Source organism: Methanobrevibacter sp. AbM4, assembly GCF_000404165.1.
In the GTDB taxonomy this organism is placed as follows: Archaea; Methanobacteriota; Methanobacteria; order Methanobacteriales; family Methanobacteriaceae; genus Methanarmilla; species Methanarmilla boviskoreani.
Map to the genome: position 1 here is coordinate 858,965 of NC_021355.1, position 20,495 is coordinate 879,459.

At 28.6% G+C, this 20,495-nt stretch carries 16 protein-coding genes; 12 read left to right on the forward strand and 4 right to left on the reverse strand.

Features of this window, described 5'->3' with window-relative positions; genetic code table 11:
- The first annotated feature begins 9 nt into the window (after nt 1–9).
- The 3 genes from hemL (at nt 10) to ABM4_RS03430 (ending at nt 4,340) form a co-directional block, all read left to right on the forward strand.
- Nucleotides 10–1,293 carry a glutamate-1-semialdehyde 2,1-aminomutase gene (gene hemL, locus ABM4_RS03420; protein WP_048200817.1) on the forward strand — a complete coding sequence of 428 codons (1,284 nt, stop codon included), beginning with the start codon at nt 10–12 and terminating at the stop codon, nt 1,291–1,293.
- A 790-nt stretch (nt 1,294–2,083) separates the two neighbouring features.
- Entirely contained in the window at nt 2,084–2,380 is a 297-nt protein-coding gene (locus tag ABM4_RS03425; RefSeq protein ID WP_016358283.1) for a UPF0058 family protein, read from the forward strand.
- A gap of 589 nt (nt 2,381–2,969) precedes the next feature.
- Entirely contained in the window at nt 2,970–4,340 is a 1,371-nt protein-coding gene (locus tag ABM4_RS03430) for a cyclic 2,3-phosphoglycerate synthetase (protein ID WP_016358284.1), read from the forward strand.
- Nucleotides 4,341–4,572: 232 nt separating this feature from the next.
- Here the strand turns inward: ABM4_RS03430 and ABM4_RS03435 are convergent, their stop codons facing one another.
- Both ABM4_RS03435 and ABM4_RS03440 read right to left on the reverse strand, forming a co-directional pair.
- Nucleotides 4,573–5,388, reverse strand: coding sequence for a pyrroline-5-carboxylate reductase (locus ABM4_RS03435; RefSeq protein WP_016358285.1), 816 nt, complete (start codon nt 5,386–5,388; stop codon nt 4,573–4,575).
- Nucleotides 5,389–5,535: 147 nt separating this feature from the next.
- On the reverse strand, nt 5,536–6,261 hold the full coding sequence (locus tag ABM4_RS03440) for a UPF0280 family protein (RefSeq protein WP_016358286.1): 726 nt from the start codon (nt 6,259–6,261) through the stop codon (nt 5,536–5,538).
- A gap of 316 nt (nt 6,262–6,577) precedes the next feature.
- Here ABM4_RS03440 and comA point away from each other — a divergent pair, with 316 nt between their 5' ends.
- From comA to ABM4_RS03470, 6 genes are all read left to right on the forward strand, one after another.
- Complete coding sequence (gene comA, locus ABM4_RS03445; protein WP_016358287.1) at nt 6,578–7,351, forward strand: phosphosulfolactate synthase; 774 nt, start codon at nt 6,578–6,580, stop codon at nt 7,349–7,351.
- Nucleotides 7,352–7,817: 466 nt separating this feature from the next.
- The gene (locus ABM4_RS03450; protein ID WP_016358288.1) at nt 7,818–9,098 is read left to right on the forward strand and encodes a methanogenesis marker 16 metalloprotein; all 1,281 of its coding nucleotides are present in this window, start codon (nt 7,818–7,820) and stop codon (nt 9,096–9,098) included.
- 20 nt (nt 9,099–9,118) lie between these two features.
- On the forward strand, nt 9,119–9,733 hold the full coding sequence (gene hdrC, locus ABM4_RS03455) for a ferredoxin:CoB-CoM heterodisulfide reductase subunit HdrC (protein WP_016358289.1): 615 nt from the start codon (nt 9,119–9,121) through the stop codon (nt 9,731–9,733).
- Nucleotides 9,734–9,772: 39 nt separating this feature from the next.
- Nucleotides 9,773–10,822, forward strand: a complete 1,050-nt coding sequence (gene hdrB, locus ABM4_RS03460) for a ferredoxin:CoB-CoM heterodisulfide reductase subunit HdrB (RefSeq protein ID WP_081585233.1) — start codon at nt 9,773–9,775, stop codon at nt 10,820–10,822.
- Between the two features lie 14 nt (nt 10,823–10,836).
- Nucleotides 10,837–13,167: a ferredoxin:CoB-CoM heterodisulfide reductase subunit HdrA gene (hdrA, locus tag ABM4_RS03465; protein ID WP_016358291.1), complete on the forward strand. Its 2,331-nt coding sequence runs from the start codon at nt 10,837–10,839 to the stop codon at nt 13,165–13,167.
- A 448-nt stretch (nt 13,168–13,615) separates the two neighbouring features.
- Nucleotides 13,616–14,416, forward strand: coding sequence for an alpha/beta hydrolase family protein (locus tag ABM4_RS03470; RefSeq protein WP_016358292.1), 801 nt, complete (start codon nt 13,616–13,618; stop codon nt 14,414–14,416).
- Nucleotides 14,417–14,556: 140 nt separating this feature from the next.
- Here ABM4_RS03470 and comE read toward each other — a convergent pair whose 3' ends face one another.
- Nucleotides 14,557–15,093, reverse strand: a complete 537-nt coding sequence (gene comE, locus ABM4_RS03475; RefSeq protein WP_016358293.1) for a sulfopyruvate decarboxylase subunit beta — start codon at nt 15,091–15,093, stop codon at nt 14,557–14,559.
- Between the two features lie 2 nt (nt 15,094–15,095).
- A complete protein-coding gene (comD, locus tag ABM4_RS03480) occupies nt 15,096–15,602 on the reverse strand; it encodes a sulfopyruvate decarboxylase subunit alpha (protein WP_016358294.1) in 507 nt (168 codons plus the stop codon).
- 188 nt (nt 15,603–15,790) lie between these two features.
- Between comD and ABM4_RS03485 the strand changes: the two genes are divergently transcribed.
- The 3 genes from ABM4_RS03485 (at nt 15,791) to thsA (ending at nt 19,840) form a co-directional block, all read left to right on the forward strand.
- Entirely contained in the window at nt 15,791–17,020 is a 1,230-nt protein-coding gene (locus ABM4_RS03485) for an FprA family A-type flavoprotein (protein ID WP_016358295.1), read from the forward strand.
- A gap of 130 nt (nt 17,021–17,150) precedes the next feature.
- Nucleotides 17,151–17,825 (forward strand): DNA alkylation repair protein, encoded by a 675-nt coding sequence (locus ABM4_RS03490; RefSeq protein ID WP_016358296.1) that lies wholly within the window; start codon nt 17,151–17,153, stop codon nt 17,823–17,825.
- Between the two features lie 359 nt (nt 17,826–18,184).
- Entirely contained in the window at nt 18,185–19,840 is a 1,656-nt protein-coding gene (gene thsA / locus ABM4_RS03495) for a thermosome subunit alpha (RefSeq protein ID WP_016358297.1), read from the forward strand.
- Nucleotides 19,841–20,495 lie beyond the last annotated feature (655 nt).

Below are 20,495 nucleotides of genomic sequence, written 5' to 3' on the forward strand. Positions count from 1 at the left end.
GATAAAATGATGACTTCAAAAGAAATGTTTATTATATCAAAAGATTATATTCCTGGAGGGGTTTCATCTCCAGTAAGAGCATATGAACCTTATCCTTTCTTTGTTAAAAAGGGACATGGTTCTAGAATTTATGATGTGGATGGAAACGAATATATTGACCATTGTCTTGCATATGGGCCATTAGTTCTCGGTCATGCAAATGAGAAAATCACCCATAAAATTTCACATCAATTAAAATTAGGTACCGCATATGGGGCACCAACCGAAGCCGAGATTAAACTTGCAAAAGAAGTTGTAAATAGGGTTCCATGTGCTGAAATGGTAAGATTCTGTAATTCCGGTACAGAAGCAACAATGGGAGCAATTAGACTTGCAAGAGGTTTTACAGGTAAAAATAAAATAATCAAATTTGAGGGAACTTATCATGGTGCTCATGATTATGTGCTTGTGAAATCCGGTTCCGGTGGAGCTTGTCTTCCAGATTCAATAGGTATTCCTAAAGAAACTACTGAAAATACAATTTCCTGTCCATTTAATGATGAGGATGCATTAACCAAGCTTATAATGGAAAATAAAGATGATATTGCAGCAGTTATTATTGAACCTGTAATGGGCAATATAGGTTGTGTAGCTCCTGATGAAGGATACTTGGATTTTGTCCGTGAAATTACAAAAGACCATGATATTCTATTAATCTTTGATGAGGTAATTACCGGTTTTAGATTGTCACGTGGTGGAGCTCAGGAATACTTTGATATTTTACCTGATCTTGTAACCTTTGGTAAGATTCTAGGTGGGGGTTTTCCAGTAGGTGCAATTGCAGGACGTAAGGATATAATGGAAATGTTGGCTCCTAATGGTCCTGTTTATCAGGCAGGTACTTTCAGTGGTAATCCAATTACAATTAACGCAGGTCTTGCAACTATGGAACAGTTAACTTATGATTTCTATAATAAGTTAAATGCTAAAGGCCAATATTTAAGGGAATCTATTAATGATATTGTAGAAGATTTGGATTTAGATATTCAGCCTGTTGGTTTAAGTTCAATGTTTCAAATTTACTTTACACCTAATGAGGTCCATAATTATGCAGATGCACAAACTGCAGATAAGGACCGTTTCCTTGTATACTTTAGGCAATTACTTAAAAACAATGTATTTATACCACCAAGTCAATTTGAATGTAATTTTATATCTATTAAACATACAGAAGACGACTTGGATAAAACGGCAGATGCAATTGAGAATGCCTTAAGAGTTGCATGGGATTTACCTGTAGAAGATGATGATTAAATAATAAAATCTTTTAATTTTTTATTTATCTTTTAATCTTGACTTTTTTTTATTTATTTAGATTGTATTTTGTTTCTTTATTTTCGCTTTGACTATTTTTTTTTATTGAGTTTGTATTTTATTTCTTTATTTTCGCTTTGACTATTTTTTTATTTAGATTGTATTTTGTTTCTTTATTTTCGCTTTGACTATTTTTTTTATTGAGTTTGTATTTTATTTCTTTATCCTATTTTAGCTCCTTTTTTATTACAATCAATATTTTTTTAGGATAATCCTATCTTTATTGTTAAAATTTTAATACAATTATTCATCATAGTATTTTTTATAAAAATTTTTTTAACTTAGGTTTATTTTTATAAATTATATTTTAGAAAATATTTGTGATTTGGTTATTTTATTAAAAGTTTATTGTATTATTTATTTGTTCATTTTCATGTTTCTGATTCTAATTAGTTAATTGTTTAAAAATATACATAACCTTTATTAATATTAAAATAAATAATATTAATGTAAAATTAATGAGTACATATATTATAATTTAAAAATAAGATTAGTGTATAAAATTAATATTTATCCAAGTTAATAATTTATATAAATTTCATATAATGGAAAATATCATTTATATAAATCTATTAATTCAAATAATTTATAAATAATAATTAAAATTTAAAAGGTACATAAATTGTATTTTTAAATACTTTCAATTGTTATTTAATGAGTTTATCATTATTAAAATGGCAATCTTTGATTGTTATTTTTAATATACATATAATTTTGGGAAGGGTTTTTTATGTATAAGGATGAAATGATACAAATGCATCAATTTTTAGTTTATGTATTAAAGTACTTAGCAGAAAATGATGAAATTAAAAACGATTGTAGTGAATATATTGCATTAAACATTAGTCCGCATCATATTCACAGGACTAAAGCAGAACACAAACATGCAATATTTGTATTGGCTAATACAATATCTAAAGTAATATTAAATAAAGATGAAAATTCAATTCCGCCAAATGTTACTAATGCTTTACAGGAATTGGTAAAAAGATCTGAAAATGATTTGGCTAAGGCTGAATCTAAATAGTTGATTATATCCTTTATTTATTTTTTTTACTTTTGATTTTTTATCTTTTTTTAATGTTTTCCTAAATCTTTTTAGGTTTTACTCTTAGTTTTTGCTTTTTAATAGATTATCTTTTTTAATGCTTTATTATTATCAATATATTTTAGTAATTTTTATCATTTATTAAATTTAATTATTTTATAACTGTTTTTTAGAATAATCGAGAATTATAACATTTTCTTTTACTTTTTGCTGTTTATATAGTATGGGAAATGTATTTCTAATAAACAGTTTTTTAATTTTTATAGAATTCTGTAAACATATCCATTTCAGTAAAATAATTCTTTATTTGTTTTTTATTTTTTTCAGGTTTTTTTTATTGTCTCATCATTAATCATTCTATTATTTTGATATTTTCTTATTTTCATGATACTAATTTATTTAAATGTGCTTCTAGAATATTATCGAAATAAACTTGTTTTATACAATTGATAAGGATACATTAGTTTTATTGTAAAATTTATAAACTTTTATTTCGAAACAATAAAATCTTTATTATAGATTAAATATAATATTAATATTATTCAATTTTTTTTAGGTTGGTTTTATTATGACTAGTATTCTATGTTTGGTTGATGGGGAACATTATCTTCCTGTTACAAAATCTGCTATTGTATCAATTAATGATATTGAAGACTTTGAAGTAATAGGTATGGTTTTTATTGGAGGAACTGAGAAACTAAAAACAGATAATCCCCAGGCATATTCTGAGGTGATGGGCTTTCCAGTTTATTTTGGTGAGGATGAAAATGAAATTCCATATGATTTAATTTGTAAAATGATTAAGAAATATAGTCCTGATATTGTAATGGACTTATCTGATGAACCAGTACTTGATTATTCTAAAAGGTTTAAGATAGCATGTAATGTTTTGTCTTTGGGATGTATATATGAGGGTCCTGATTTTAAGTTTGAGCCACCTACCTTTGATGATATTCTTGAAAAACCATCCCTTAAAATATTGGGTACAGGTAAAAGAATTGGTAAAACTGCAGTGAGTACTTATACCTCACGTTTAATAGCTAAAAATCAATATAATCCCTGTGTTGTAGCAATGGGTAGAGGGGGACCTGAGGTACCGGAAATTGTTCACGGTGATGAATTTGAAATAACCCCTGAATTTTTAATGGAACAATCCGAAAAGGGAGTTCACGCTGCAAGTGATCATTGGGAAGATGCATTGATGAGTAGGGTTTTAACTATTGGTTGTAGACGTTGTGGTGGTGGAATGTCTGGTGAGGTCTTCATGACTAACATGTTGGAAGGAGCTAAGATTGCAAATAAACAGGATAAAGATTTTCTAATATTTGAAGGTAGTGGAGCGGCTATACCTCCTATTAAAACAGATAAGAATATTGTACTTGTTGGGGCTAATCAGGATATAATTAATATTACAAATTTCTTTGGTCCATATAGGATTGGTTTAGGTGATTTGATTATTCTTACTATGTGTGAGGAGCCATTAACCCCACAGGTTAAAATAGATGAGATAATTGAGTTTATTCATGGTATCAAACCAGAAGTGGAAATCATTCCTACGGTCTTTAGACCGAAACCATTAAAATCTATTAAAGGTAAGAAAGTTCTTTTTGCAACCACTGCACCAAATGCCGTTAAGGATAAACTGGTGGAATACCTTGAAGGGGTTTATGAATGTGAGATTATAGGTACAACACCCTATTTATCCAACAGACCTTTACTTAAAAAAGATATTGGAAAGTATATAAATGATGTTGATTGTATGTTGACTGAACTTAAAGCTGCTGCAGTTGATGTTGCAACTAAAGAAGCTATTAATGCAGGTTTAGAAGTAGTTTACTGTGATAATATACCGATTGTAATAAAGGGTGATTATCCGAATCTGGATGAAGCTATTTTAAATCTTGTAGATTCTGCTATTTCAGATTTTAATGATAACTGATTGTTCAATTATTAATCTTGATGGTTTTATCGTTTTATAATTCAATTTTTTAAAAAAACTTATTATTTTTTTTATTTTAGTCAGAAATTATTGAATTCATTTTTTTATATAAATAAACTTTTAAATAGAAACTAGCTGTTTTTACCGTTTTCTTATAAAATCTTTAAAAAATTTACTCAATTATCAATTCTTAAAAAAAAGTAAATAGTTTTGTATGTTAAATTTATCTAAATTAATCATTATAAGATTGGAGTAATATGTCGAATAAATCATCTATCATAGTGTCTGATTCTAAATCTAAGAAATTTAATCCCTTTTCAGTAATTCCTCCAGGTGTACAAACAGTATTAATTAGATTATCACAATTATCTTCACTATTTAAACTATCTTTACTTAAAACTTCACTTGTTCCTATTAATGTTTTGAGAATTAAATATTTACACTCATCATAATCTAAATCGGAATTGTCAAATCCATATTCTGCAAACTTTTTAACAATTAAAGAAATGTAGGCTGGAGCACAACTTGTAAGTATGGTAGCTATTTCAATGTCCTTTTCTGATGGAAGAATTTTTACATATGAAAAATTATTAAACATATTCTCTAAACTTGTAGAATCAAGGAAATTAACTTTAGAATTATGAACTATTAAACTAATTCCCTTTTGTTTGTCACTTTCTGTAAAACTTGAGGATATGGTTGGGATAACTAAACTTACAGATCCGTCATATACCTCTTCAATATCTTCAAAGCTAACTCCTGCACAGGTATGAATCAAATGTTTGGATTCTAGATTTTCCTTAATTTCACTAATCACATTTAATAAATCATCGCTTTCAACGGATATGATTATTTTATCTGCCTTTTTAGAAAGCATTATGTTATCATCTGTAATTTCGATATCTGGATAATAGTTTTTTATTGCATCTAATTTCTTGATGTTTCTATTTGATATGATCAATTCATCTTCGTTAACAATATTGTTTTTTAGTAGATTTTCACTAATCATCTTTCCAATATTTCCATATCCTATTATTCCAATCGTCATTATATCCCTTTTAAAATATTATTGTCTTTTAAATTTTATTTGATGTTTTGAATCTCTTTAATTCATCTGGAATTCAAATTCAATAGTTTTAGTTTTATTTTTATAATATCTGTTTAAGTATTTCTATTAAGAAATTTCTTCAATGTTTTAATAATCTATATCGAATGGTTCTGTAGTAACAATCTTAGGTAATTTGCCTATAGTACCAACTAACTGGCCAATAGTAATTAAAACTCCATCATAATAATCTTTATAGTCTTCGGCACTTTCAAGACCATTTGTCATTCCCTCCTCATCACTTTCGCCATATACATCATTAGCTATTCTTGTTGCAAGACCATCACAAATACTGGCTTTCGGACCTACAACAGTAACGGATTCCGAATTTCCAAAACTTATGGAATGTCCAACAGTTGCAGATGAGGTACAGATTCCAAGAGCTTTATCCCTTGCTTTTAATTTAAATCCAATATCCTTTATGGTATTTGAATAAATACCGCAAACCATAGGCTTATTATTGATAATGGATATATCTCCCCCATTTTCCACAGAACTTAATTTTGTACCTTTATTTATAAGATAGTTTAAAGATAGTTCGGATATTGTGCCTGCTACAGTTGCCATAGGTCCCACATTACTTATTTTACTTGCATGATGCATACTATTGATGATACTTGAATTATCTTCTGGTTTTTCATCCAAAGGTTCAAGTCTATTTAGAAAATCGGGATTTGTATAGATATATCTTTTTAAATCTTTTCTTATTGTCCGAATATAATTTTCTAGATTATGATTTAAAATATCTGATATAAGTCTAATATGGGTTTCTTCAATATTTATATGTTGAATATTTTTTTTATTCATTTTAATCATTTTTTAAATTTAAGCTGATGGTTTATATTGGATTTAAGTTGTTTAAACATCTTAATCGTTTATTATTGCTTAATTGATTGGTTTATATTGGATTTAATTTGTTTAAACATTATTTTTTTGTATTATTATTGAATTTGAATTGTTGATTGATTCAAACTTATTTAAGCATTATTTAAAATATTAATTTAATTAAATAAATTCCTTTTGGATAAATCAAATTCTCTTTTTCTTATTCTATCAATACTTTTATAAACTATTAGATTTTAATTATTAATTAATTTTATAATATTATTTTTAATTGATGGTGAAATAGAATATGAAAGCTTTTAAATTTCTTTTAAAAGATAGAGAATCAAAACCTCGTAATAAAGGTATAACTATGGTTTTGGATAAAGGATTAGGATATGAAACTGCTAAATGTTTAATGGAATTAGCAGGGGAATATGTGGACTATTTAAAATTTGGTTGGGGCACTACCGTTGTTCAGGATGAACATATCGTTAAAGCTAAAATTAAAATGTATAAAAAATATGATATTAAACCATATACTGGCGGAACATTATTTGAGCTAGCATATTTGAATAATAAGGTTCCTGAGTTTTTCGATGAGGCTAAAAGATTAGGTTTTGATACATTAGAAATATCTAATGGTTCTACCGAGTTGTCATATGATAAAAAATTAGATTATATTGAAGAGGCTGTAAGCAATGGTTTTCATGTTTTATCGGAGGTTGGTAAGAAAAATCCAGTTCTTGATAAGGACATCACCCTTGATGAGAGGATACAACATATGGAAAATGAATTAAATGCAGGTTCTAATAAAGTTATTGTTGAGGCAAGAGAAGGCGGAAAGAATATTGGAATATTTGATGAGGCAGGTAAAGCTAAAGATGATGAGATAGATTATATTATAAATAATATGTCTGATCCTGATAAGATTATATGGGAGGCTCCTCAAAAAGATCAACAGGTTTATTTTGTTTTAAAACTTGGTCGTGATGTTAATTTGGGAAATATTCCAACAGATGATATCATATCCCTTGAAACGATAAGATGTGGATTGAGGGGAGATACCTTAGGTAAATTCTAAAGAATTTATTTTCTCTTATTGTAAGTGCAACCTTACATTTTTTTAAATATTATTTTTGTTATTGTAAGTGTGACATTGCATTTTTTTTTAAAATCTCATTTTCTCTTATTGTAAGTGTAACCTTACATTTTTTTAAAATCTTATTTTTATCTATTTTTTAATAAAACCCTTGAAAATCTATAAAACTTATAGATATGCTTATTTTGTTCATAATTTTTTAAAATGATTATATAATTAAATTGATTATTTGATAATAATCTCTATTTCATTGTTATAATTTTATGTTTAAATGATTTTTTAGTAATGTTAAGTTAACATTTTGGGCTAAAAAGTAATATTAAGCTTACATACGTGCTAAAAATCTTTATATACTTTGAAAAATTATTATTAACTATGTATTTTTTATTTTAGTATTTATTTGATTTTGTTTTAAAAATAAATATTAAAAGTTTAGGAGTGTATTTGCTTGGAGAGAACTATTGAAAATATTAATGAAAAGATTGAAAATGGTGATGTGCAAGTTTACTCAGCATCTGATTTTAAGGAATCTATCCGTAATGGTGATGTGCCTTCATTCGAGGAGGTTGATGTTGTAACTTGTGGAACCTGTGGTATAATGAGTGGTACATCTGCTATTTTTAACATTATTGTTTCAGAACCTGGTTCATTTAAAAAAGCCAATAAAATTTATTTAAATGGAATTCCTGCTCAAGTAGGTCCTTGTCCAAATGAATTATTAGGTTCCGTTGATTGTATTATAAATGGAACAGGCCGTAGTAAGGATGATATAAATTATGGTGGAGGTTTCTTATTTAATGATTTACTTAAAGGTAAAGATATTGAAGTAGAAGTTGAAACCTATGAAGGTAAAACTATTAGAACTACTACTAATTTAGATGAGATTGTAACTGCACATATGATAGGTACAAGAAATGCATTTAAAAATTATACTGCATTTGTTAATACCGGTGATAAACCTATCAATTCCATTTTTTATGCTAAGCCTATGGAATCTGGTTTTGATAAGATTTCATTTTCAGGTTGTGGAGATATAAACCCACTTCAAAATGATCCTAAGAGAAATGTCATTAAAATGGGGGCTAAAATTTTATTAAATGGTTCAGAAGGTTTAGTTTTAGGTTCCGGTACAAGATCAAGTGATGAGGCACCAAATTTAATGTTGTCTGCTGATTTAAAAAAGATGGATCCCTATTATATAGGGGGTTTTATGACTGGTATGGGTCCTGAGGTATATGACTCTGTAGCTATTCCAATTCCTGTTTTAAATGAGGGGATATATAATAATTTACTTGTATTAAATGAAGATGTTCCCCTTAAGGTTGCGGATATTAAAGGAAGAAGCTATCACATTACTGATACCGATTATGGTCAAATGTGGAATGGTCACGACATTAACAGACCTAAATTTGATGAGGGTAAATGTATTGGATGTGACGTATGTGCTGTAGAGGAGAATTGTCCTACTAACTCCGTAAAACATATGATTCAAAATAATAAAATAATTGTTGAATTAGATAATGAAGCCTGTTTTGGTTGCGGAATATGTTCTACTTACTGTGTTGGAAATGTATTTGAGTTGGATACAGGTATGGCTAATTTAAACATTGACGGAGAGAATCACAGTGTTCATATCACTTCACGTCAATCAGATAGGTTAAGGGCTAATCATATAATCAATGATTTAGTTGATAGAATTAATGACGGTTCATTTAAATTTTCATATTAGTTATTTTCTGAGGTTATTTAATGGGAAATGAGTTTAAAGAAGGAACTTTGGATCTTGCAAATTTTATAATGGCTGATTTAAAGTTTACAGTTGGAGATAATCTTTTAAAATGTGTACAGTGTGGAATGTGTACCTCAACTTGCCCTGGTGCACAGCATTCTAATTATAATCCGAGAGATATGATAGAGAAAATACTCAAAGGTGAAACTTCCATTATTGATGATGAGGATCTTTGGTATTGTTTCTATTGTTATACTTGCCATAGTACTTGTCCAGTAGGTAATAGTCCATGTCAGGCTAATCAGGTATTAAGACAAATTAAGATATCCCGTGGAGAAGCTGATGCTCATTTAAGACCATTTTTAGGTTTTGGATATAGTTTTTTAAATAATGGAATTGGCGGAATTCCTTCAAATTTCTTTCCTGAAATGAGGGAAGATATAGGGGAAGATTGGTGGAATTTCAAATGTGACCTTGATGATATACGTGAAAATTTAGGTTTAGGACCTGTAATTCCTCCTAAGGAAACCATTGATGAGGTTTCCACTATTCTAAAACAGGCAGGTTTTGAAAAGAGATTGGAAGAAGTAAAAAGAATTAAAGATAATGAAAAAGTCGAAAAAAGCACTGAATGATTTTCAGTTTTTAAAATTATTTTAAACTTTAAGAGGGAGATTATGGTGGAGATTCCAGATAAGGACATTTTACTTTTTAAAAGTTGTCTTGTTAGTGTAGAGTATCCGGGTATAGAATCATCTACAAAATATGTATTTGATAAGATAGGTGTTGGCTATCATATTGATAAGGGTCAAACCTGTTGTACCGGATTAGGTCATTATTCCGATGTATTTGATCAATTGTCAACTACTGTTAATGGTGCAAGACATTTTGCACTTGCAAAAAAATTAAATCGTCCTAATTTTGTAACAATGTGTGCAACTTGTTATGCAATTAATAAAAAGTGTGGAGAATTACTTAATACAGATGAGAACCTAAGAAATAAGGTTAATAATATTTTTGATAAATCTGGTTATGGTTGGATGAAGTATACTCAGGGAGATATTGTTCCTGAGGAAAACATATTCCATATTGTGGATATTTTTTACAGTAAACGAAGAGAAATTGCTGAAAATCTTGTATATGATCTTTCTGATATTGTTATGGCGACACATCATGGTTGTCATTACTATAAGGCACATTATAAAGAGGATATTACAAGTATTAGAAATCCCCATATTTTAGATGATGTAATACAATCTTTAGGTGTGAATACTATTGGTTGGTATGATTTTAAAAGAGCTACCTGTGGAAGTGGTATTTCACAGAGATTTGTACATAAGGAATCTTGTCTTGATGCAACTGAAGATAAGTTAAAATCTCTAAAAGATAATAATACAGATTTATTAGTCCATTTGTGTCCTAATTGTCAAGTACAATTTGATAGATACCAACCATATATTGATGAAACAAGGGATAAGAATTATGGTTTCGCACATTTAAATATTGCCCAGCTTGTAGCTTTGGCATTAGGTGGTGACCCATATAAAGTTTTAGGAATTCAAACTCATACATGTCCAGTTGAACCTATTATTAATAAATTAAAACCAATATCAAATAAAAGAAAGGAAGAAATTATTAAACATCTTGATGAGAGAATTGAGTTTGAAAGCTCTCCGGAATATAATGTGGATATGGATCCAGAACCGTTTGTATTTACAGGCTAAAAAGGGGTGAAGTAATGGAGTCTAATGATTTAAAAATTGGTGTTTTTCTCTGTCATTGTGGGGGGAATATTTCAGATATAATAGATTTGGAAAGAGTGAAGGAATCTGTTGACGTAGATGTGATAGCCGAATTTACAAATTTATGTTCTATTAAAGGTCGTAAAATAATTAGGGATAATATTATTGGTGAAGATTTGGATAGGGTGGTGATAGCAGCATGTTCTCCAGAATCTCATGGAAAAACTTTTCAGGAATATATTCAGCCATTAAATCCTTTTTTAATGGATATGGCTAATATTCGTGAGCAATGTTCCTGGGTACATAGCACATGTTCAGATGAATTTAATCAAAAGGCAACTGATAAAGTTATTACTTTAATCAATGCTTCAATAGAAAAGGTTAAAAAATCTGAAGCCGTTGATCCAATTGTCGTTCAAACGCCTAATAGTGCTGCAGTTGTTGGTGGAGGTATTGCAGGAATGAGTGCAGCATTGTCACTTGGAAAACAAGGAATTAAAACATATTTGATAGAACAATCACCAAGTATCGGTGGACATATGGCTAAAATCGGTAAGGTTTTTTCACCAGTTAAGATTGCAGAGGAATGCGGTCTCTGTCTTTTAAATCCTGTTTTGAATGATGTTGTATGGAATGATAATATTGAAATTATGACAAATTCTAAAGTCATAAAGGCTACAAGACGTGGTGGTAGCTTTAACTTACTTATTGAAAATAAACCCCGTTATGTTGATGGTGACAAATGTATTTCATGTGGTGACTGTGCAGAGGTTTGCAGTCAAGAAATTCCCGATGATTGGAATGATGGATTAACATATAGGAAAGCTATTTACAAACCATTTTCCCAGTGTTATCCAGATAGTTATGTAATTGATATGGATAACTGTGATAAATGTGGGGATTGTAAACGTGAATGTTCAATGAATGCTATAAGTCTTAGAGGGGAGAAGGAGATTGTTCCATTGGAAGTAGGTTCTGTAATACTGGCTACTGGTCATGAATTGTTTGACCCTAATTTACGTCCTGACTATGCTTACTTCAGATATGATGATGTAATAACCCAAAGTGAACTTGGAAGAATATTAGGTGTTAACGGCCCTACAAAAGGTAAATTCCAGTGTTTGTCTGACGGTCACATACCAAAAACAGTGGTTATGATCCAATGTGTAGGTTCAAGGGATGAAAAACCTAATTCTGTTAAGTATTGTTGTAAGGTAGGATGTATGGTAGCACTTAAGAATGCAAATATCATTAAACATAAACATCCAGATACCGATATTTATATTTGTTATACAGATATGCGTACTCCGGGAATGTTTGAAAAATATTACAAGCATGTACAAGCTAATGGAGTAAGATTAATTAGGGGTCGTCCTGGAGAAATTGGTAAAAGAGATGGCCATTTGGTTGTAAGAGTTGAAGATACTGTTAATAGGGAATTTAGAGAAATTGATACAGATATGGTAGTTTTAACTACAGGTTTGAAACCTTCTAAAGGAACGGAAGAGGTTGCAAAAATATTCGATGTGTCTGTTACAGAGGACGGTTTTATCAAAGAGGCAAATCCCAAAATTAAACCAGTTACAACCGATGTTCAAGGGGCGTTTGTGGCAGGTACTGCTCAAGATCCAAAAGATATTACTGAAAGTATTCTGCAAGCCACAGCAGCTGCAAGTAAGGTATCCGAGATTGTAAACAATGGTATAGAGGTTGAACCATTTATTGCGGATATTGATTACGAGATATGTGATCTATGTATGGACTGTATTGAGGTATGTAAATACAAATCAATTTCCGTATACAATGAAAAATTATATATTGATCCTATGAGTTGTTCCGGTTGTGGAAACTGTATTGCTAAATGTGATAAGGATGCAATTAGTATTAATGGTAATATTGATGAGATGATATTTGCAACTATTGATGGAATGTTAAAAAATAAAAAACCTGGTGAAAAGCGTATTTTGGCATTTCTTGATGATATTGGCTATACTTCTGCAGATAATATTGGAATTAACAGATTGTCCTATCCGGAGTCAATACATATTATAAAAGTTATATCAGTAAATAGGGTAATGCCTAAACACATTATATATGCTCTTAAAAATGGTGCTGACGGAATATTTATAGGGGAATATCTTGGAGACTTAATGTTTGATGAGATAAATCATAATATTCAAAAGATTAAAAATGAAATCAAATTAAATAATATGAATCCTGAAAGACTAGGATTTTCTAAGGTATATATCCCATATTTTTCAGGTCTTGCACGTAAATTTAGAGAGTTTGATGAAAAAATAGAAGAATTAAATCAGTTAGCTAAATAGTTTAGAAGATTAATCAAATATTGATTTATTTTTAAAATCTATTTTATATTGATTTCTTTTTTTATTTTTTATTGATTTTTGTTATATCGTTCGTTTTTTTATTTTCAGCTATTCCTTTTAGTTTTGTTTTTATTTCTGTGTTTTAGCTATTTTTTGATTGCCTTATATTTTTATTGTTTATGGTGTTTTATTCTATTTGATTTTATTTTAATCGTTAATTATTAAATAGAATCATTTTTTTTAAAATGATTGCTAAATTGAATCATTCCTCTTTTAAAAATTAAATTTTATTTGTCATATTAACTTTTAAATTTGTTTCAATTTTATACTTATATAATATATAATAATATTATATAGTATCAAAAATTATTAGTAAAATTATTGAAAAATATTTGATTAAGTACTAGATATTAAAATTTTTTTAAATTCTTTTTTATGATATGATAACATGGCATTAATAAATACAACTTTTAAATCAATAGCATTAAGTAGAAATGTATCTTTTACTGCAGTTTTACCTGTAGATAATATGGATTATTTAAATGAAAGGAATAGATCATTAAAAGGACCATATAAAACTTTATATTTGCTTAATGGTTTATATGGCGATTGTACAGAATGGTTAACACATACTGATATTAAAAGAATTGCTGAGAGAAATAATCTTGCTGTTATAATGCCTAGTGGTGAGAATAGTTTTTACCGTAATCACATTGAAGACAATAGATTATTTTCTACCTATATTGGTGTGGAACTAGTAGATATTACACGGGATATGTTTAATTTATCTAATAAAAAAGAGGATACCTTTATTGGAGGATATTCGATGGGTGGTTATGGTGCTTTATATAATGGATTTAAATATAACAATAGATTTTCAAAGATTATAGCTCTTTCACCGGCTTTAATTTTGGAAAATAAATTTGATAAAGATAATAAATCTAGTTTTAAGTATAATCAAAATTTTTTTGAATGGTGTTTTGGTTCTTCCCAAAATATTGTAAAAACAGAGGCAAATCCTGAAGTTTTATTAAATAATCTAATTTATAATAATGAGTTTATACCGGATATCTATCTTGCATGTGGGGAAGATGATGATTTAATCGGTTCCTGCCGCAAATTTAAAGGATTTTTAGATGACAGCCATATTGATTTTAGATATAAGGAAGGTAAGGGTGGTCATGAATGGGATTATTGGAATGGATTAATGGATGATATTATTAAATGGTTAAATATAGAATACAAATAATTAAATTCATTTAAATTCTTTAAACTTAATTAAGTGTGTCATTAAAATCTTTACATTTAAGTAAATACTTCTTAAAAATTTTAAAAGAGATGTATATATTAACTTTAAAAAACAAGTTAAAAATTTAAAGGGTAGAATATTTAAATCTCATCCATAAATCTATCTCTTATCTCATCAGGGGATAAATCTATTACCGGAGCTTTTGTATTTCCCACTTCTACTTTATACTCTATAAAATAACATTTATTGCTTTCAAGAATATCCTTAAAGTTGATATCTTCAAAATTATATGCATTTTCAAAGCCAGAGTCTTTAGCTAATTTTACAAGATCTAAATCTTTTGCATATGTTTCCTGATTACCTGTTGAACCATAAGCCCCATTATTAATTACTATCCATATAAGATTGGAGGGTTGATATTTTCCAGCTGTAATCAATGAACCTAAATTCATAAGTAATGCGCCGTCACCATCAAGAACTACTACTTTTTTCTCTTGAGATAATGCAAGTCCAAGTCCAATTGATGAAACTAATCCCATGGAGCCTATCATATAGAAATTTCTTTTCCTGTCTCTTACTTGGTATAACTCTTTAGAGGGAACTCCAATATTTGCAACTACAAGTTCGTCGGTAATGTCTTTCATAATTTCTTTAATTGCATCAATACGTGTAGCCATTTTTATTCCTCCTCTAATTTCCAGTACTTAATTTCAAGAAGTATGCTAACAGGTTTACCTTCTTCTACAGCATCGTTCCATGAATTTTTAACAATATTATATGCTTCTGTAATTTTATATGGCTTATAATAATCTAAATTAAGTGATTCAAGAAGTTTTGGAGTAGCTTTACCCATTGGAACCTGACCAACTATGGATTCTCCCTTAGTTCCCCTATGGCTCATAATCATTACAAGTGGAAATGAATATAATTCATAGAGGGAACATAATGCATTTATACAGTTTCCAAGTCCTGAATTCTGCATTAAAATACATGTTCGTTTTCCTGCCATATATGCTCCTGCACAAATTCCAAGTCCTTCCTCTTCACGTGTTACAGGTATATGGGTAATTTCATTATCATTATCAATTAATTTTAACAATTCTTTTAAATTAGCGCACGGTACACTTACAATAAAGTTAATACCTGCACTTTTAATACCATTATAAATAGCTTCACTACTATTCATTTTATTCGACCATTGTTCTTTTTTTTAGTTTTTATTTATGACTTAAATATTATTTAAATGAAATAACAAAATACTAATATATATAAATAAATATATTAATTATATATTTAAGAATTTTGAATTAATATTTCTGATTAATTTTATTTAAATGAAATATATTGATTTAATTTAAGGATAAAGGTGTTATAATGAAAGCAGATGCTGTAAAAATAGCAGATGGTGTATACTGGGTAGGTGCTCTCGATTGGGATGCTCGTGAATTCCACGGATATACCTTAAATGGTACAACCTACAATTGTTATCTTGTATTTGGTGATGATAAGATTGCTTTAATTGATAATGTATATGGCGGATTTTTCCCTCAACAATGGGCTAGAATCGAAGATGCCTTTGCTCAGGAAGGTAAAGATGAGATTCAGATAGATGTTGTTGTACAGAATCATATTGAAAATGATCATAGTACCACATTACCTACTATTGTGGATAAATTCCCTGATGTGGAAATTTATTGTACTCAAATTGCAATTCCTGGTCTTAAAAAACTTTTCCCAGTTTTAGAAGATAAGGAAATGAATCCTATTAAAACCGGTGATACCTTGGATATTGGTGGTAAATCATTTACTTTTATCAATGCTCCAATGCTTCACTGGACAGATAGTAACTTTACTTTATATAATGAAGAGGGAATTTTATTCTCCAATGATGCATTTGGTCAACATTATTGCAGTGGTAAAAGATATGATGTTGATGTGGATGCTAAAGAACTTGAAAATGTTGCAAAAAAATATTATGCGAATTTAATTACATTATCTTCACCTCTTGTAGTAAATAAAGTCAAAGAAATGGAAGATTTAGGTTTACTTCAAAAGGTAAAAATGATTGCTCCTTGTCATGGACAAATTTGGACAAATCCTCAGACTATTCTTGATCTATACACTAAATGGGCTACTGGTGATGCAGATGATAAGATTACAGTTATTTATGATACAATGCACCACTCAACTCAAAAACTAGCTCATCAAATAGCTGAGGGTATTATAAGTGAAGGTGTAGATGTCTCTATGCATTACTTAAAGGAGGACCATGAAAGTGATGTTGTAACCGATGTTTTGGATAGTAAAGCTATTTGTCTTGGTGTTCCAACAATGATGAATAATCCATATCCTAATGTTGGAAAACTCATTTACTACTTTAATTGTTTAAGTTTTGCAAATTGTGGAGTAAACAAAAAAGCTGTCACATTCTCATCTAAAGGATGGGGTGGGGGTGCTATTAAAAATCTTAATAGTGCTTTAGAAGAGGCAGGTTTCGATGTACTTGCTGATGATGTATTAGATGTTAAATTTTTACCAAATGAAAGTGAACTTGAAAAGGCTTATGAATTAGGTAAAAATATTGCAAAATTAATTAAAGAATAAATTTCTTTAATTATCTTTTTTTTAATATATTTTTTCTTAAAAATTATAATATATCTTATTTTTTTTAAATCCAAGATTTTATTTAGCTATTTATATCTATATTGAATTTTAACTTGTTTTAGGTGTTTTAATGGAATATGAGGAAATTATAAAAAAATTTGAATCATTAAGAAATGAAGAGAATATCAGAGGTCAGGAAAGATTTGGAATTAAATCTAGTAAATCATATGGTATTAGAATGCCTGAAATTAGAAAAATTGCAAAAGAAGTAGGTCATAATCATAATATTGCGGTTCAACTTTGGAATCAGGGTTATCACGAATCAAAAATTCTTGCTTTTATGGTTGAAGAAAAGGATAAATTTACAGAGGAACAATTAGATTCTTGGATTAAAGATTTTGATTCCTGGGATGTGGTAGATCAGGCTTGTATAAATTTTTTAAGACATGTCGATTTCGCAATTAATAAAATTCCCGAATGGGCAGAGTCTGATGAGGAATTCATTAAAAGAACAGCATTTTCACTTATAGCAGTACTTGCAGTTCATGAAAAAGGGGAATCTGATGATTATTTTAGGAAATATTATCCTTTAATAAAAGATGCCTCATGTGATAATCGTAATTTTGTAAAGAAATCAGTTAACTGGGCAATTCGCCAGATTGGTAAAAGGAATCTAGTTTTAAATCGTGAGGCTATTGATTTATCTAATGAAATATTAGAGAATAATTGTAAAGCTAGTAGATGGATTGGAAAGAATGCATTGAAAGAGCTTCAATCTGAAAAAGTTCAATCTAAATTGACATAAAATGGATTTTTTTTATATATTATAAATATTATGTATGAATCTTTTTTTTTGAAATTAATTTTTAAACTTTCTTAAAATGCTTATTTGATAATATAAAAATTTTTACTAAGTATTTAGCTAAATATAATATTGTTCAGTTCTTATTTTATTTTAAAATAAATTTATATTCAAGAAATTTTTAATTTTTTGCTATTTTTTCGAAAAGTTTTTATATAACCTTAAACCCACTATATAATAATAGACTATTTATATAGTTTTTTATTTTTAAAAATTTTATATTTATTATAATTTTATTAAAAATTTATTTTTAAATATTTTAGCTTAAAAGCTTATTGAATTATTATAATTAAGGTGATATGATGGCAAATAATGTGAATCAACCAATTTTCATCTTACCTCAAGGTAGTGAAAGATTCAAAGGTAGAGATGCACTTCATTTAAATATTAGAGCTGCAAAAGCATTGTCTAGTATAGTTAGAACTACTCTTGGACCTAAAGGCCAAGATAAAATGTTAGTTAATAAAAAATTAAATGATGTTATTGTAACTAATGATGGAGCTACCATATTAAGAGAAATGAGTATTACACAACCTGCAGCAAGAATGCTTGTAGATATTGCTATTAAACAAGAAGATGTAGTTGGAGATGGAACTACTTCCGTAGTTATTATTGCAGGGGAATTACTTGCACAAGCTCAAGAATTAATTGACAATGGAGTTCCAGCACCTATTGTATTAAAAGGTTATGAGGATGCTAAAAATAAAACTCTTGAGATTTTAGAGGATATTGCTATTGAAGCAGATGATGATGAAATACTTAAAAAGGTTGCAATGACTGCAATGACTGGTAAGGGTGCAGAATATGCTAAGGATCATCTTGCTGATATTGTTGTAAAATCTTGTAGAAAAGTAACAGATGATGGAAAAGTATATAATAAACGTGTAAATACTCAAAGAATTAATGGTGGTTCAATTGATGATTCTGAAGTTGTAGATGGATTATTAGTTGATAATACACCTGTTGACCCTAATATGGAAACTGATATTAAGGATGCTAAAATTGCTCTTTTAAAATATCCTATTGAAGTTAGGGATTTAACAATGAATTCAAAAATTGATTTATCATCACCTTCCGCAATGAATGCTTTTCTTGAAAACGAGCAAGAAATTCTTAAAGATTTAGTTAAATGTGTAAAAGATTCAGGCGCTAATGTTTTAATGTGTCAAAAAGGTATAGATGATATGGCTGCACATTATCTTAAAGAGGCAGGTATTACAGCATTTAAACGTGTTAAGAATACTGATATGGATAGATTAGAACAAGCTACCGGTGGAAAAATTATTCTCGATGTTCAAGATTTAAAACCTGAACATCTAGGTCATGCTGGCCATATTTACACTGAGAAAATATTTGACCAGGAAGTTACCTTCTTTAAGGATCTAGAGGATTCTAAAGCATGTTCAATTATTTTAAGAGGTTCTACAAGATATGTCACTGGGGAGTTAGCTCTTGCTATGGATGACGCTATGGGTGTAGTATCTGCAACTATTGAAGATGGAGAGGTAGTTGTTGGTGGGGGAGCACCTGAGATAGAAATGGCTAGAAGACTTCGTGATTATAGTGAAACTGTTAGTGGTAAAGAACAATTAGCTATTAAAGGATTTGCAAAAGCTTTAGAAGTTGTTCCAAGAACTTTAGCTGAAAACGCAGGTTTGGATACAGTAAACATTATTGCTGAATTAATAGGCTCTCATGAAAACTCAAACACAATGGGTCTCGATGTTTATCAGGGTAAAGTTGTAGATATGTCTGATGAGGTAATTGAACCTATTAGAGTTAAAAAACAGGCTATTAATGCTGCAACTGAAGCATCTTCAATGATTATCCGTATTGATGATGTTGTTGCTGCTAAAAATGCGCTTAAACAAACTGGTCCTACTGATGATCCTGCAAGTCAAATAGCAGGTGTACCTGGTGCTGGTCAGTTAGGTGACGCAGGAATGCCACCGATGTAGAATCTTCTACATTTTTTATTTTTTATCTAAAAACCTTTTTTAATTTTTTCTAATTTTATTCTTTTTATCTATTTTTTTTTAATTTTAATTGATTTTTATTGTTTTTTTATTAAAGTTAATTGATTTTTTTTATTGATTTTTACTGTATTTTTTTTAATTTTAATTGATTTTTATTGTTTTTTTATTAAAGTTAATTGATTTTTTTTATTGATTTTTACTGTATTTTTTTCAATTTCAATTGATTTTTCATGTTTTTTCATTGTTTTTTAGTGTATTTTTTTAAGGTTAATCGATTTTTTATTAAATTTAGTTGATTTTTTTATTGTTTTTTTAGTGTATTTTTTTTTAAGGTTAATCGATTTTTCATTAAATTTAGTTGATTTTTCTTATTTAATCTCATTAGTTTTTCTAAAATTTTTTCATGATTTTCCGCTGTATTTTTTCCAATTTTTTTACTATTTTTTTTAAAATTTTTACAATTTTTTTTCAATTTTCTATAAATTTATTAAAAAGGTTTAAAATGGGTTATTTTATGATTGTTCTATTAATTTTCTTTATTTTTTAATAAAAAAACTATATTTTTAATAATTTTAATATAAATAACCTTGTTTATATGCTATTTTAATATAAATACTTAATAAAAACTCATATTCAA